We start from the raw sequence: 16,677 nt of genomic DNA on the forward strand, positions 1-16,677 counted from the left end.
TACCTCCTCGTATTTCTGCTGATTACTTTTTATTTTTTCTGCTGTGACCAAATGCAATCCATCCAACCAGCGCTAGCATGGCAATACCAACAATCATCCATGGAATCAGATAGGAGAGTCCCTTTGGCTGGAACATATCATAGTACCCTTTCAGATAAATGACTGCAACAACAACCGGGATCACCCACAGCATATAATTTCTGATGAATGTCGGAAATTTCAGTCCGGAACCTGTATTGACCTCTTTGATAAAATTCTCCCATCCCCAGCCTTTTCTGGATGCACAGAAGATCACAAAGATCACAGATCCCAGCGGCAGGATATTATTGGAAATAATAAAATCCTCCAGATCCATAATGTTTGTTCCTTCACCAAGAATCTGTATTCCAGACCATGGACCAAATCCAAGGATTGCCGGCATGGATAGAACGATAACCAGAACAATATTTACAAGAACCGCCTTGTTTCGCTTCCAGCCCCACAAATCCATTGCAAAAGAAAGAATATTCTCAAACACTGCAATAACTGTGGATAATGCTGCAAATGACATAAATAAGAAGAATAGTGTTCCCCAGAGCCTTCCTCCTGCCATCTGATTAAAGACATTCGGCAGAGTGATAAATACCAGTCCCGGACCTGCTCCCGGTTCTACATTAAAAGCAAAACATGCAGGAATAATGATCAGTCCAGCCATCAGTGCAACAAAGGTATCCAGGATCAGGATGTTGACACTCTCACCTGCCAGCGTCTGTTCTTTTCCCATATAGCTTCCAAAGATTTCCATAGCTCCGATACCAATGCTCAACGTAAAGAATGCCTGTGAAAGTGCCCCGAAGATTACATTTCCAAGACCTGCCTCACGAATATTGTCAAGGTTTGGCACCAGATAGAATTTAACACCCTCCATTGCACCGTCCAGAGTCACAGAATGAACAGCCAGCACAACGATAAGTGCCAGAAGACAGATCATCATGACCTTGGTGATACGCTCAATTCCATTCTTAAGTCCCAGCGAACAGACTCCAAATGCAAGCAGAACTGCCGCGATCATCCAGCCCGTCATGGTACCTGTGGACGTCATCAAATTTGAAAAAAATCCACTTATCTCATCAGAAGAAGCACCGCTCAGCTTACCGGATGCCATAACATAACAATAGTACATCATCCAGCCTGCTACCATCGTGTAAAACATCATCAGCATGTAATTGCCGATCATTCCCATATAACTGTATTTATGAAAATTAGAACCCTCCGGTTCCAGTTTATGAAATGCTCTCGCCGTACTCAGTCTGCTGCTGCGTCCTACCGCAAATTCACTTACAAGAATTGGCAGTCCAAGCAGCACAAGAAATACAAGATAGATAAGAATAAACGCGGCACCGCCATACTTGCCTGTCATATACGGAAATTTCCATACATTTCCAAGACCTACTGCACATCCGGCTGAAACCAGAATGAAACCAAGCCTTGATCCAAATGATTCTCTTTCCTTCAAAAATTTTTCCTCCTTTATTTTAATGAACCTGTTTATTATAACACAAGGACAGTTCAATGTGAACTGTCCTTGTGTTATGCATAGAATACAAATATTTATATTATTTCCCATAAAGATAATCACTGTACTCCGGATCATCCAGACTTGAAGAATCAATCCATGCCGGATCATAAAGCACCGTTCTCTCAACACCTGAGACTTCTTCCTTTGGAACGGTCAGCTGCACTGCAGCCAGAATTGTCTGGTAGCCGATTCTGTATGGATCCTGCGAAACCACACCTGCCTCAACACCATTACGAATTGCCTCCTGCTGCTTGGATGTAGCATCTACTCCAACCATAGTCAGAACATGATCTCCTGTTTTTTCGGTATCAAGATAAAGATCAGAGACATCCGCATTGGTACAAAAAACGCCGGCAAGATCCGGATAAGACTGAAGCGTACTCTCTATTGCAGACTGCATATCCTCCACCTTGTCCATGTATAATTCCTGAACAACTGAAATATCTGAATAAGCTGAGATTGCTTCCTTAAATCCCTCTACTCGCCTCCTGGAACTCTCTGTCTTCTCCTGTGCCGAAAAAATCGCCACCTTGCCGCTCTTTCCTATTGCATCTGCGAGCTTCTCTCCTGCAAGCTTTCCTACAGAAGTATTATCAGTACCCCTAAAAGCTGCAATCATGTCACTGTCCGTTACATTAGAGTCAAAAGCAACTACTGAAATTCCATTTTCCTTCGCTGCCTCGATCTGAGCCTGGCAGGAATCCTCATCTCCTGCTGAAAGACATAATACCGTTGGATTCTCTGCAATAACTGCATCCAGTGTATTTATCTGCTTCTCCACATCCTGCTCATTGCTCGCACCTTCAAACGTCATCGTGATCTGATCGTCTGACGTATAGCCGTATGCCGCGTTGACGTCCTTCACCGCATCCTCCATGCCGGTACGGATTGCTTTCCAGAATTCACCGTCTACGCTCTTGCTCACAACGGCAATCCTGCTTCCTGCTGTAACAGGTGCCGAAGTATCTATCTGTGTTTCCAGTTCTGTCTCTTCAGATGATCTGTTCTCTTCTTCTTTCTGTGTTGTCTCGTCATTTGCCTGCACATCCGCTACAAAATTATCAGAGCCGCCTTTTCTATCGAGTCCTCCTGCCACTAAAATAATTCCGGCAAGAATAATTCCGGCTGCAGCCGCTTTTCTCATCGTTTTCCCTCTTTTCCTTAATATATCCTTTATACAAATGCGCTTCTTTTTTTACATTATACACATTTTCTTTTTTGAGTCTATAGATTTCATAATTTTTTTCATTATTTACAGGGAAAATCGGTTATGATTACTGTGGCATTCACAGCGCCTGAAAGCCTGTGAATGCTTCCCCCTTCGGTGCAGCCTTAAATTCCATCTTCTTTCCTGTTACCGGATGACGAAATGCCAGATGACAGGAACACAATCCCAGTGGCAGGACGGAAAGATCCTTTGCATTATATTTTCGATCTCCCAGAAGCGGCATTCCCTTATGCGCCATCTGAACTCTGATCTGATGATGGCGTCCTGTATCCAGGGCAATTTTTACCAGAATCCTCTTTCCGGTTTCTGTCCTTTCATCTTTTATTTCTTCCTGCACCCAATAATCAAGAACCGCCTTTTTTGCTCCTGGTGTTTTGGAAGCAACCACAGACGAAGAATTTGTCCTGCTGTCTTTTTTGAGATAATCTTCTAAATGTCCCTGCTTTTCATCCGACATCTGTGCTGTCACCGCCAGATATTCCTTCGTAACAGTTTTTGCAGTAATCTGTCGAGTCAGCCCGGATGCCGCTTTCGGTGTTTTAGCAAACACAAGAACGCCTTCTACCGGCTGATCCAACCTGTGTACAACACCAAGATACGGCATTTTTCCGGGATTTTTGAGTGCCAGGTAATTCTTCAGGCTGCTCTCCATATCCGCGGCTCCCAGTCTGGCATTCTGCACAGCGATACCTGCGGGTTTATGGCATACTAAAATTTCTTTATCCTCAAAAAGGATACAGTCCTGTATATTAAAATTTCGCATAAAAAAATCTCTCCTTTTGAGGAGAGTATAACGTAAAAGAGCACGGAATACAACAACAAAGACGACCATCACTTCTATTTATTCTTCACGAATTATGATAAAAGGATGGTCGTCTTAACACTCTTCACTATTCAATTTTAATAACCTCTTAGTTCTTTCAAACTTATCGTCTTGTCTGCTAATTGAATTCCTGTGATATATTTATATTATATATCTTTCATTCAATTCTCTTTATTCAGTTTTATATTAATCTCATATTCATGTCTTATCGGATAATCAAAATATTTTATTCCCTGCTCATAAACGATACGATGTTTATCATTTCGCTTATTTAGAAAGTTTATAGATTTAAATTATAATTTACGGATTATAATTTAATTTATAGAGAATTCCGGATATCTTTTTCGCTGGACTAGAGCAACTCCAAACTTAACTTATTAAATTTCGAATTGTTTTCCTTAGAAATAAGCTTCCTTCTTATCTCTTCTTAACATCTGTTGTGAGGAGATGTTCTTCTGATGCAAAGTTTCAATCCATATGAGAATTTATCTTATATGCATTTCAAAGTATCTTGCCTGTTTATCTTTGGATTTCTCTGAATCTCTTCTTTCAGACGAAATTCTAAAACAAGGAGTTATACTTTTTCAAAAATGTTTCTTTACACATCTTCGAAATCCTCTGTATCAGGTGCGTGATAGTTATTCAATATAAGTAATCGATTCTATATACCTGTAATACTTACTCTTAAACAATCATTTCTTCTTATGAAGTCCTGTTCACCAGGTTATAACTTTCATTAATCTTCTGTCAGAATATGATTATTTCTAATTCAATGGGCTAATATGTATCAGGTCTTTCTGGCAGGAAACTCGATTCCTATCACTTCTTATATTGATGATCGTTAATAACTACTGTCCCAACGGTATCACCTTAACCTTTCTTTTTGATTTCATTCCTTTCATGTGTGTTCTATATACTATGAATTGAATGAGTATCTTTTGTACTTTGTGTGTTTGTTTTCTTTTGTTTTGATGAGATTATAATAGCACTACAGTCCATATTTGTCAACACATTTTTAATTATTTTGCATTTTATTTTATATATTTCTTGTTTACGACTTTATTCTTGTTTTATTTGTGTGTTTTGTTTATTATTTTCTGATAATTTATTTTTTTCATATATTTCTCATATAAGCCAGGAGGGGTGTCACACAAAGTGCGGCACCCCTCCTTAGAATCTGAACTGAAATTCAATTCCTTCAGATTATTCTGTTACTGTGAACAGTTATATTATTTTCTGTTGTAGTTGATCAGACATCCCTTGAGAATGATCTCACGTTCATCATCTGTCAGTTCTCCAAGAGTCACCTGGAATTCTCTGAGCCCGTCTTCCTTAACCACATATCCTGTGATGCTGTCTGCTTTTTCTGCAACAGCTTTACGAATCTGCGGGAAGAACAGGAAATCTCCGTTTGCAAATGGAAGCTCTCCCTCTCGGATCAGGAACGGAAGCATACCCCAGTTGATGAGGTTAGAACGATAACGTTTGGTTGCGTACTCATTTGCAATATTTGCCCAGCCACCGAGAACCTTCTGGCAGGAAGCAGCCTGCTCACGTGCAGAACCATCGCCAGGTTTTACGGCAAAGATCGTACTTCCGACTCCAACATTTTCTTTGCTGATGTCTGCAAACTGTTTCTTTACAGCTTCCATAACCGGTTTCAGCTCAGGAACTGCATCAACCGGACATTCACCAGCCTCAATTGCCTTCTGTGCCTTCTGGATCTCTTTGGCACGTCCGACATACTCCGGATCTCTTCTGGAAAGAGTAAACTCTGCCAGTCCAAGAGGATTGGAACGGAAGGAAGAAGTCTCACCTGACGGGATCAGTTCATCTGTTGTTGTAACAGGATCATGAATCTCAGAAACAACCTTAAGCACAAGATTCTCTGCCAGTGCAGGCATCTCCGGCCAGTCTTTGATGTTTGGACCGAACTGGATCTCAACACTCGGATCTGCTACTCCCTTGCTGTCAAAGATACGATTATCATAAATTGTCTTGTCGAAGAAATATTTCTGCTGTCTGTAGGTTCCTGTAAATTCTTCGGCAGAAGTCAGGAAGCCTTTATTGGCAGCTGTTGCCGCAATAGATCTTGCATCCATAAGGGCAACCGAAGAAATCTGTCCATTCTGAACCTTAGATCCTTCACGGTTCGGGAAGTTTCTGGTTGTATGACGGATACTGAATGCATTGTTTGCAGGAGTGTCTCCGGCACCAAAACAAGGTCCGCAGAAAGCAGTCTTCACAACGGCACCTGTTTCAAGCAGATCTGCGAGGACACCATTTCTTGCAAGTTCCATATAGATCGGTGTACTTGCAGGATAAACACTGAGTGTAAATGCATCTGCTCCGATGCTTGCTCCACGAAGAATATCTGCTGCTGCACAGATATTTTCAAATCCACCGCCCGCACATCCGGCAATGATTCCCTGTTCCACATAAAGCTTGCCATCTACGACTTTATCCTTAAGTGAATACGGAACTTTGCCATCGAGGCTGATCTGTGCTTTCTTCTCCACATCATCAAGAATGTCATAGAGATTTGCTTTCAGTTCATCAATTGTATAGGTATTGCTTGGATGGAACGGCATTGCGATCATTGGCCTGATCTCGCTTAAATCCACCTCTACACAGCCGTCATAGTATGCAACCTTGCCTGGCTTCAGTTCTTTATAATCTTCTTTTCTGCCATGGATCTCATAGAATTCCTCGATGGTCTCATCTGTCTGCCAGATAGAAGAAAGACAGGTTGTCTCTGTTGTCATAACATCGATACCAATACGGAAATCTGCACTTAAACCGGCAACTCCAGGTCCTACGAATTCCATAACCTTATTCTTTACATAGCCGTTGGCAAATACCTTACCGATAATTGCCAGTGCAACGTCCTGCGGACCTACGCCCGGTCTTGGCTGTCCCTTAAGATAAATAGCAACTACGCCCGGCATATTGATGTCATAAGTCTGGGAAAGAAGCTGCTTAACCAGTTCTCCGCCGCCTTCACCCATAGCCATGGTACCAAGTGCACCGTAACGGGTATGGCTGTCAGAACCAAGGATCATCTTGCCGCCGCCTGCAAGCATCTCACGTGCGAACTGATGGATAACTGCCTGATGAGGAGGTACGTATACTCCGCCATATTTCTTTGCACAGGTAAGTCCGAACATATGATCATCTTCATTGATGGTTCCGCCTACTGCACAGAGAGAGTTGTGACAGTTTGTGAGCACATAAGGAATCGGGAATTTCTCGAGTCCTGAAGCACGGGCTGTCTGGATAATTCCTACAAAAGTAATATCATGAGATGTTAATTTATCAAACTTAATCTGTAATTTCTGCATATTTCCAGAAGTATTGTGTGCCTCCAGAATACCATATGCCATAGTGTTCTTTGCTGCGTCTTCTCTGGATACCGGCTGTTCCATCTTGCCTTCTTCAACAATATCACAACCGTTTACAAGGTAAACGCCACCGTCGTATAGCTTCATAATAACTCCTCCATTCATGTAAATTCTGCATTGCATTCTTGCTGTTTTTGCAAAATGTATATTAATTATACTTTATCTCACTAAAATCTGCAATGAGATTTCATAAGATATGTCACAAAAAACATGACTCTGGTGAATTTATAACACTCCTTTACTTTCCCATCAAAATCCGTTATACTTGGAATCACATTTCTGCCGCCTGTGGCAGTTCTGACAGGGAGGTTTTTAATTATATGTTTCGTTTATGGGGAAAAATGTGGAAAGACAACCACATGTTAAAAGACATCGTCATTGATGACGACTCTGAAGATACAAGAACACACAAGATTTTTCGGGCACTTCAGGAAATCTGCTATGATTTCGACCTGGAGAATCCAATCTGGCTGGACAGCAATGTTGCTGATTTTAAACGCCATGCCAGAACCAGATTCCGCCAGGACAGTTTTATTGAGCATATTGAATTTGATTATCTGGAGATTCAGGTCATCGAAGAAGATTGACAAAACGGACAAGTTTGCTTCAAGATAAAGTAAGGAACTGCCGCCCGCAGCCCTGCTGCCAATTGACAGCCTGCTGTGAGCGGCAGTGTTTGTTTTTGTTTCCTGCCGGCAGAATCATCCACAAACTTTCAGACGATCCATTTGCCTAAGACCGGTATTTTCTTTATAAGTATTACTCCAATACAGCTAAGTACAAAAATACATATCATAACCATCGGAATCGCAATAAATGTAATTCCGATCATCATACTGTCCACCCCTGCTCTGTGCAGGATATCGCGGAAAAACGCATGGATCAGATAAATACCAAAGGTATAGCTCCCTAACCGGCAGATCACTTCTTCCTGTTTCTCTGTCCACTGAATTCGGGATACATAATTTTTGAAAAACAGAAATACTGCACTTCCCCAGAAAAATCCGGCCAGCGTGAAGTTTTCATAATATGCCTGTATCTCTCTTCCTTCCCGCGGTGACATGATCTGACAGAGCAGGATTGCTGTTATGATCAGAACGACTCCAAGAATATAAACTGTCTTTTCCATTTTTTTCGGAATCTCATAATGAGAAAGATAATGCCCCAGAACAAAATATCCTGCATAATCCACTATCATTCCAGGCTGAATCGTATACATCAGATCCATAACATACTCTTTCAGCGGAAATGAGAAACAATTCATCGTGTACGGCAGAATCTTGAAGATCAGAAACAGCAGGATCAGATATTCCTCCCATTTCTTCCCGCGTTCACAGTTTACAATCTCCCACAGAAGCGGCGTCACGGCCAGAAGCCCCGCCAGCATCGGAAGATACCATAAATGAAAGTAGGAACCGCTGCAATAAATCAGGACCTTCTTTAAAAACAGGACCGGACCTTCCATATTTCCTGAAACCACAATTCTGTATACTGCATAAAAAAACTGCCAGAAGGCATATGCAGCCGCAATCTGCAGAATGTTCTTTCTCCACAGTTTCTTAAGGGACCAGTTCCGTTTGCTGTCCAGATACAGGGTACCGCTGATCATAACAAACACAGCGACTGCAAACCGAAAGATCCCATGATAGAAATTTGAAACTCTCCACACCCCGGAATCCAGTGCTGTATCCCGGAAATGCTGCGATCCGGCATGAATACCGATCACACCGATGCAGGCGGCAATGCGAAGAAGTTCTATCCACGTAATTCTCTTTTTATTCATCTTGACTTGTGAATCTGAAGTCTACTGTTTTTCAGACTCTTCTCCCTTTATTTTGTGTGTCTGCAGCTGTTTATCCGTAACTGTTCACAGTAGCGTTTATCCTCTTTACAGCCGCATATTCTCAAGTTTCTCAGCTTCCGTTATGCTTCAAAGTATAACAAACACCTCTCCTTCCTACAAGAACTATTTCCTCTGAGTTTCCTGTCACTCCATGAATTCCCGGATGATCTCTCTCATAATCTCCTCTTCTTCCGGGCTAAGCATCTTGCTGAAATGACTTCCGGTAGCAGCAGTCTGCCGGATACTTGCTGTGATCTTCTCCACCATCTCCTCCTGAAGTGCAGGATCCACTTTTGCCGGCTGCACGACAGGGACAGGTTCTGACTTTCTTGAAGTGACGGTTTCTTCTCTTCGCGTTTTCACAGACAAAATATAATCCGCAAGAGAATTCATCACCAGTTCTTCTCTGTAAGCAAAATCCAGTGCCTGTCTGAGAATCATAAGACCAACCGGAATCACTGTGCCCAGATAGAGATAACGAAGCGGCAGTCCATCTGTCCAGTCAAGCCTTGTCACAAACCATACCGCCAATACCAGACACCCCGTTGATAAAAGAGACGGGATCCAGACCAGAAGATTCATTCGATTCAGCAGTTTGTCTCTTGTCTTCCAGAGATTCAGCCATTTTTCCTTAAGACTTGTGACCGCATTCGTTCTTCGCAAAATTCTTCTGTAAGTAAGGTGTACTGCCAGCATACCGACTGCACCGGATGCACCAGATGCAGCCATGATACAAAACAGTATCTGCAGGTCCATGATTTTCTCCAGCATAAGCCCCTCCTTGCTTTTACAATCTGTCCGGCTTCACCGCTCCGGCTCTTTCTGCTGTTAATTCACATTCTACACCTCCAGGAATCTGCTGCAAACAAAAATCGTTCATCAAATTCTCCTTTGAAAATACAAAAAACTCCCGTAAACAGCTGAATTCTCTGTTTTTCGTGAGAATTCATCCACTCAATGGGAGTTTCCGTTATTCTTATATTCATCCGAGATATACGGATTCCAGATCTTTACATTTTTTCCAGTGCTTCAACAACCTCTTCAAACTTCATAAAGTGAGATGCTTTTACGAGAATCGTATCTCCCTTCTGAACCAGATCTTTCAGATGTTCAAGGAGTGCTTCCCTGCTCTCTTCATAAATAACCTCAAAATCCGGATCAGCCTTTCGTGCCGCTTCTGCCATATGTGCCGAAAGTTCACCGACACAGATGCAGGCATCTATTCCACACTGTGCAGCATGAGTTCCAACCTCCTCATGAAGAGCAATCTCATTTTCTCCAAGCTCACCCATATCTCCAAGAATTGCCACTCTGCGGCCTTCTCCATCATGAAGAACATCCAGCGAAGCCTTCATTGACATTGGATTTGCATTATAGCAGTCATCTACCACAAGGAATTTATCTGTCTCTATCATTTTGAAACGGCCACGGATCGTCTCAAGGCTTTCGATGCCCTTTTTGATTTCTTCCGTGGTAAGACCATAGATGCGTCCGACAGCAGCGGCAGCCAGTGCGTTATAGACCATATGAATTCCCGGTGTCGGAACAAGAACATCAAAAACAGCTTCCCCGAGATGGATACGGCACGCTACACCTTTGAGTCCCTTACTTTCAATATGGTCTGCGTAAACATCACGATTTTCATCCAGTCCAAAGAATACCGGTTTAATGCCATTGTATTCGCTTACTGAGGCAAGCTTGTCATCATCACCGTTCAGGACAATATGTCCTTCCGGATTCATACATTTAAAGATTTCAGTCTTTGCTTTAAGCACACCGTCACGGTCTCCAAGATTTTCCAGATGACAGGTTCCGATGTTTGTGATCACACAGGTATCTGGCCTTGCAATCTTTGTCAGCCGGCTCATCTCTCCAAAATCACTGATTCCCATTTCCAGAACAGCAATCTGATCTTCCTCTCTCAGGCGAAAAACTGTGAGTGGAAGTCCCAGTTCGTTGTTAAAATTTCCCTGTGTCTTAAGAGTGCGGTATTTCTCCTTCAGAACAGACGCGATCACCTCTTTGGTACTGGTCTTTCCCACGCTTCCTGTAATCCCTACAACCGGTATCTGAAGCTGTTTCAGATAAAATTCTGCGATATCCTTCACAGCCTGAAGGGAAGAATTTATCTGAATATACGGAAAATCAGCATTCTTAAGTTCTCGTTCCGACAGTGTTACAAGTGCCCCTTTGCTCATGACATCCTCAATAAAACGATGCGCATCCACACGTTCCCCTACGATTGGAACAAACAGACTGTCTTTTTCGATCTTGCGGCTGTCTGTGGTAATGGATGAAACCTCTCTGTCCATTATGTTTTCCGGACCATGGTAGATGCCGGAGCAGACCTCTGTAAGATTTTTTATAGTAAGATTTTTCATATCGATTTCCTCTCCATATCCATATATCACCTTGCGTTCATGGCATTCCGGTGATGATATTTCCTTATTCGTATTTTTTCTGTGATACACGAATCAATTCTTCGCACAGAGTAGGATAATCCATTCCAAGAACGGCAGCCTCCTGTGGTATCAGACTGGTAGGAGTCATTCCCGGAAGTGTATTTGCCTCCAGGCAGTATATCTTCTCATCTTCTGTCACGATGAAATCAAGTCTTGCATAGCTTTCCATCTCCAGTGCATGATAACCATCAACGGCCGCTTCCTGAAGACGTTTTGTCAGTTCTTCGGAAATCGGTGCCGGGCAGGTCTCCTGTACTGCACCTGGTTTGTATTTATTTTCATAATCATAGAATCCCTCTTTCGGGACGATCTGAACAACCGGATAAGCCGTTCCGTCAACCACTGCAACTGTATACTCCACGCCCTTGATAAACTCTTCTACAACTACTTCATTCTCATATTCAAATGCCTCATCCAGTGCTTTTTGGTAAGCTTCCTGATCATCTACAATATAAACACCAATACTGGAACCACCACAGCATGTCTTAACTACTACAGGAAACTCCATACCAAGTGCTGCAAGAGAATCCTGGCGGTCTTTTTTCTTCATGGATTTACCGCCTGGTGTGCTCACACCTCTCATCTGAAACATAGCTTTAGTCACACCTTTATCCATCGCCATTGCACTGCTTAAATATCCTGTTCCGGTATAAGGGATTCCCATCAGATCAAAGGCTGCCTGTAATTTACCGTCTTCTCCGTTCGCACCGTGAAGTCCAAGGAAAACAAAATCTGCTTTTTTGCAGAGTTCAATGACATTTGGTCCAAAGAAATCTCTTCGGGTTTTCTTTAACTCTTTCATCTGGGAATTAAAGCTCTTGATATACTCTGCCGCCTTTTCGACATCATATTCTGCCGGAAAAGGATTTGCCCAGTCTACCGGTTCAAGGCCACAGAATACATCCACCAGAATTGCCTGATGACCTTTCTGTCTGAGTGCCTGACAGATTCCTGTTCCTGATACAATAGAGACATCTCTTTCTGTACTGGTTCCACCTGCTAATACAACAATTTTCATATTCTTCCATCTCCTTAAAGAATGCAAAAACTGCTGCAAAAATTCACCTCTGAATCTCTGCAGCATTTTTACTTGTAGTTATTCATTCAGAATTTATAAACAACCACCGGCATGCCGGTTTCTACATTCTGATACAGTTCCTGTGCAGCCTCTTCCGGCAGTACAATACAGCCTTCTGTGCCGGTCCAGTCTGTCATATCTGAGCTGAAATCCACATAATCCGTACTGCCAAAGCTGTCCTCCTCTGTGTCTGTTATCGCACTGAGATTTAATCCCGGATCACCATAAATACCAAGATCATCCGTAAAAGACAGCCAGCAGTCTGCGGTCATATTTCCGACAGATACACCTGTCTTCTTTTCTTCGATCGAGTACACACCATCCGGTGTACTGCTGCTGATTGCAATCCCGGTATCCACAACAGGCGTTCCGCTCTTATAAAGGACAAGTCTGCGATCTGTCAGACTGACTTCCACGTAAGAATATCCGATATCATTCGTATCACGGCTTGCCGCCTTCTGTGCATATACAGGTTCTCTCACCTGAGTTTTCTTATCAAGGATTGCCTGATATAAAGCGTCGGTCTCCTTTGGCTGGTCGATCAGCCATCCATAAGTGCCTCCGGATACAGTGATATCCCTGTTATCATACGTCGAGAAAGTACGATCTGTACCAACCGTATCATACTTCGCTGCAAGCTGTCCTACATAGGACGCAATCGCATCTTTATCCAGGATCAGACTGCCATCCTCATCTCTGCCAAGCCATTCTTTGATCAGAGTCCTGTCAACCGTTTCCTTTCGGTCACTGAAATCATACGTGATCACAACATCCGTAAGTTCATTCATCTGCTCACAGTCACTTTTCAGCTCATCACTATATATTAACGGATTTACATAGCATTCGTCAACTTCAAGATTTACTACTGTTCTTCCCGTTGTAACTGCATTAGAAATATCCTTCTGCAGTTTCTCTCTGTCAACCTTTGTGCCTTCTATTTCCGGTACAATTTCGAACCCGTCCTCATTTTCCTTTATGTACGCATCTGAGGGTTCCTGATTGTCCTTCAGGCAGTTCAGATCATCTACGGCCTTCTGAAAAAGCTTTTCATTATAGCTGACTGATGCTGAAACCTCCCAGGATTTATGCTGACTGAATGCAAGAAACCACTGAAAACGTTTCTGCTTATGCAGCATCCTGTTCACACTGCCATCTGAAGTATATTTCAGATCGATCTGATCTGCTGAAATGCTCTCCTGACCATTTCCTCTGGTCTGAACAGCAAGAACGTATACTCTGGTCTTTTCTGCCAGAAGTTTTTCTGTCTCTTCCTGTGTCATGTAGGAACAATTAAAACCATTTACCTGCGTTCCCGGCAGGAAATGCTTTGTAAAATAATATACTCCAAAAAAGTAGGCACCGATGCTCAGTAAAAACAGTACAACAATGAAGCCTACCAGTATCTTTCTTCCCTTGCTCATTTTTCTGTTTTCTTCTGCCATGATGCCTCCTGAAATGGTTACTGTTCACTCCGTTCACAGCAGCCTGGTCAAAAAATGTCTTATTCAGCAAGAAGCTTCTCTACACTTGCAAGCTTAACGCAGACAACAAATACCTGTGCTGCTTTTTCAAGCTCTTCAAGTGGCGGGAAAGATGGTGCAATACGGATATTGCTGTCTTTTGGATCTTTACCATATGGATAAGTTGCTCCCGCACCTGTCATAACAACGCCTGCTTCTTTTGCCTTGGCAACGATTGCTTTTGCACATCCGTCCATAGACTCAAAGGAAATAAAGTAGCCACCCTTCGGTGTGGTCCAGCTTCCAATTCCAAGTCCGCCGAGTTCTTTTTCCAGAGTTGCCTCTACCATTTCGAATTTCGGACGGAGAATTGCTGCATGTTTGCTCATATGTGCATGAACGCCATCCAGATTCTTGAAGAATCTTACATGACGAAGCTGATTCAGTTTATCATGTCCGATAGTCTGGACAGTCATATATTTACGGAAATCATCCAGATTAGCCTTGGATGCAGCTACTGCTGCGATACCGGAACCCGGGAAGCTGATCTTGGATGTAGAAGTAAACTTATAAACAATATCAGGATTTCCTGCTTTTGCACACTCTTCGAGAATTTCAAGAAGGAAATCCTGCTCCTTCTCATCGTCATAGAGATGATGTACACTGTAAGCATTATCCCAGTAGATACGGAAATCCGGTGCAGCCGGCTTCAGACGAGCAAAACGTTTAACTGTTTCCTCTGAGTAAGTATATCCCTGTGGATTGGAATATTTCGGAACACACCAGATACCCTTGATTGCCGGATCTTCACTTACCAGTTTCTCAACCATATCCATATCCGGTCCCTGCGGAGTCATCGGAACATTGATCATCTCAATTCCAAAGAACTCTGTAACCTTAAAATGGCGGTCATATCCCGGAACAGGGCAGAGGAATTTTACCTTATCCAGCTTGCACCATGGTGTATTTCCCATAACACCATGTGTCATAGAACGTGCCACAGTATCAAACATAACGTTCAGACTGGAAGTACCATAAATGATGATGTTTTCCGGTGATACCTCAGAAATCTCTCCAAGAAGACGCTTTGCCTCCGGAATACCATCCATAACTCCATAGTTACGACAATCTACCCCTGTTTCACATTTCAGATCTGTGCTGCTTGACAGAACATCCATCAGTTCCATAGAAAGATCCAGCTGATCTGCTGCCGGTTTACCACGTGACATATCCAGGGCAAGTCCCTGTGCTTTGATATCTGCATACTGCTTATCCAGTTCTTTCTTCAGATCCAGCAGCTGTTCTCTGCTCATTTCGCTGTACTTCTGCATAATTGTCCTCCTCGTGCCGGTCCCCAGAATCCTGTACCGGCATAAATTTAAATTCCCTCTTCTTTAGCGCCAGCTTTTAAGCTGATTTACTATCTCGTCTATTTTAGTATGCTAAATTCCTGCTTGTCAAGTCCCACAGCCTCTGTATTTATAAAAAATTTTCTCGAATCAGAGTGATAAAGTGTAAATTCTGCATAAACTACACGGCATATACACAAAACGCGACAGTTTTGCTTGCAGAATCCTGCGGTTTCACCTATACTGAATAGACAGGATCCTTCAAAAGATTCCTATAAAATGCATACAAAGAAAGGGTAACTGTTCAACACCCTTACAGTTACAGGAAAGGTTATAATATATGTGGATTGCAAATGACTGGAAAGAATACGAAGTAATTGATGCTTCCTGTGGTGAAAAGCTGGAGCGCTGGGGCAAATACACCCTGGTCCGTCCGGATCCGCAGGTTATCTGGGATACCCCAAAGGTAAGCAAGGGCTGGAAAAACATGAACGCACATTATCACCGTAGCAAAAAGGGCGGCGGCGAATGGGAGTTTTTTGATCTTCCTCAGCAGTGGGATCTCCATTATAAACATCTCACCTTCCACCTGAAACCATTCAGCTTCAAGCATACCGGACTGTTTCCGGAGCAGGCAGTCAACTGGGACTGGTTTGGTGACAAGATCCGCAATGCAGGACGTCCGATCAAAGTATTGAATCTTTTTGCCTACACAGGAGGTGCAACTCTTGCAGCGGCTGCTGCCGGCGCACAGGTTACCCATGTAGACGCTTCCAAGGGAATGGTAAACTGGGCAAAAGAAAATGCCGCCGCATCCGGTCTCTCAGAGGCACCGATCCGCTGGCTGGTCGATGACTGTGTAAAATTCGTTGAGCGTGAGATCCGCCGTGGTAATCATTACGATGCCATTATTATGGACCCTCCGTCCTACGGACGTGGACCCAAAGGTGAAATCTGGAAGATCGAGGATGCGATCCATCCTCTTGTGAAACTGTGTGTGAAGCTTTTGAGTCAGGATCCGCTGTTTTTCCTGATCAACTCCTACACTACAGGACTTGCACCGGCTGTTCTGACTTATATGTTGTCAACAGAACTGAAATCCTTCAACGGACATGTGGATTCTCAGGAAATCGGTCTCCCAGTAACAGCCAGCGGACTTGTTCTTCCATGTGGTGCTTCCGGCCGGTGGGAATCAAAATAAATTTCTTGAATCTCCTGAAACACAGATATATAATACAGTTATCAAAATGTTTCAGGAGAGGTGAATATCATGAAGGAAGAAAAACCTAAAGAAACTCTTCCCTACACCTGTACTCCGGCTTATGACCGCAGCAGCTGTGGGAACTGTATCTGTGCAACCTGTTATGAGCAGGAATTCTGCGATCGCTGCAGCTCCTGCAAGGAACTTTCTCACAAAAAAGACGCCTGTGGACGCTACGAGGGCGCATATTGCTATTAAAAAACAGGAGATGCTG

At 43.0% G+C, this 16,677-nt stretch carries 13 protein-coding genes; 3 read left to right on the top strand and 10 right to left on the bottom strand.

The window, feature by feature from the left end; genetic code table 11:
- Positions 1–22: 22 nt before the first annotated feature.
- From GT674_RS09895 to GT674_RS09910, 4 genes are all read right to left on the bottom strand, one after another.
- The gene (locus GT674_RS09895) at positions 23–1,495 is read right to left on the bottom strand and encodes a sodium-dependent transporter (protein ID WP_192926010.1); all 1,473 of its coding nucleotides are present in this window, start codon (positions 1,493–1,495) and stop codon (positions 23–25) included.
- Positions 1,496–1,595: 100 nt separating this feature from the next.
- The gene (locus GT674_RS09900) at positions 1,596–2,702 is read right to left on the bottom strand and encodes a substrate-binding domain-containing protein (protein ID WP_161285538.1); all 1,107 of its coding nucleotides are present in this window, start codon (positions 2,700–2,702) and stop codon (positions 1,596–1,598) included.
- 142 nt (positions 2,703–2,844) lie between these two features.
- Complete coding sequence (locus tag GT674_RS09905) at positions 2,845–3,549, bottom strand: RluA family pseudouridine synthase (RefSeq protein ID WP_161285539.1); 705 nt, start codon at positions 3,547–3,549, stop codon at positions 2,845–2,847.
- A 1,289-nt stretch (positions 3,550–4,838) separates the two neighbouring features.
- Positions 4,839–7,097: a hydratase gene (locus GT674_RS09910; protein WP_192926011.1), complete on the bottom strand. Its 2,259-nt coding sequence runs from the start codon at positions 7,095–7,097 to the stop codon at positions 4,839–4,841.
- 233 nt (positions 7,098–7,330) lie between these two features.
- Between GT674_RS09910 and GT674_RS09915 the strand changes: the two genes are divergently transcribed.
- Positions 7,331–7,597 carry a hypothetical protein gene (locus GT674_RS09915; protein ID WP_161285540.1) on the top strand — a complete coding sequence of 89 codons (267 nt, stop codon included), beginning with the start codon at positions 7,331–7,333 and terminating at the stop codon, positions 7,595–7,597.
- A 128-nt stretch (positions 7,598–7,725) separates the two neighbouring features.
- Here GT674_RS09915 and GT674_RS09920 read toward each other — a convergent pair whose 3' ends face one another.
- The 6 genes from GT674_RS09920 to GT674_RS09945 form a co-directional block, all read right to left on the bottom strand.
- Positions 7,726–8,793 (bottom strand): acyltransferase, encoded by a 1,068-nt coding sequence (locus tag GT674_RS09920; RefSeq protein ID WP_161285541.1) that lies wholly within the window; start codon positions 8,791–8,793, stop codon positions 7,726–7,728.
- A gap of 204 nt (positions 8,794–8,997) precedes the next feature.
- On the bottom strand, positions 8,998–9,624 hold the full coding sequence (locus GT674_RS09925) for a hypothetical protein (protein WP_161285542.1): 627 nt from the start codon (positions 9,622–9,624) through the stop codon (positions 8,998–9,000).
- Between the two features lie 239 nt (positions 9,625–9,863).
- Positions 9,864–11,234, bottom strand: a complete 1,371-nt coding sequence (locus GT674_RS09930; RefSeq protein WP_161285543.1) for a UDP-N-acetylmuramoyl-tripeptide--D-alanyl-D-alanine ligase — start codon at positions 11,232–11,234, stop codon at positions 9,864–9,866.
- 64 nt (positions 11,235–11,298) lie between these two features.
- On the bottom strand, positions 11,299–12,333 hold the full coding sequence (locus tag GT674_RS09935) for a D-alanine--D-alanine ligase family protein (protein WP_161285544.1): 1,035 nt from the start codon (positions 12,331–12,333) through the stop codon (positions 11,299–11,301).
- A gap of 86 nt (positions 12,334–12,419) precedes the next feature.
- Complete coding sequence (locus GT674_RS09940) at positions 12,420–13,835, bottom strand: L,D-transpeptidase family protein (protein WP_161285545.1); 1,416 nt, start codon at positions 13,833–13,835, stop codon at positions 12,420–12,422.
- Between the two features lie 59 nt (positions 13,836–13,894).
- Entirely contained in the window at positions 13,895–15,184 is a 1,290-nt protein-coding gene (locus tag GT674_RS09945) for an aminotransferase (protein ID WP_161285546.1), read from the bottom strand.
- Between the two features lie 358 nt (positions 15,185–15,542).
- Here GT674_RS09945 and GT674_RS09950 point away from each other — a divergent pair, with 358 nt between their 5' ends.
- The gene (locus GT674_RS09950) at positions 15,543–16,403 is read left to right on the top strand and encodes a class I SAM-dependent methyltransferase (RefSeq protein ID WP_161285547.1); all 861 of its coding nucleotides are present in this window, start codon (positions 15,543–15,545) and stop codon (positions 16,401–16,403) included.
- Positions 16,404–16,472: 69 nt separating this feature from the next.
- Positions 16,473–16,661, top strand: a complete 189-nt coding sequence (locus GT674_RS09955; RefSeq protein WP_161285548.1) for a hypothetical protein — start codon at positions 16,473–16,475, stop codon at positions 16,659–16,661.
- Positions 16,662–16,677 lie beyond the last annotated feature (16 nt).

It is taken from the genome of Blautia sp. BIOML-A1, assembly GCF_009883055.1.
Classification (GTDB): domain Bacteria; phylum Bacillota; class Clostridia; order Lachnospirales; family Lachnospiraceae; genus Blautia_A.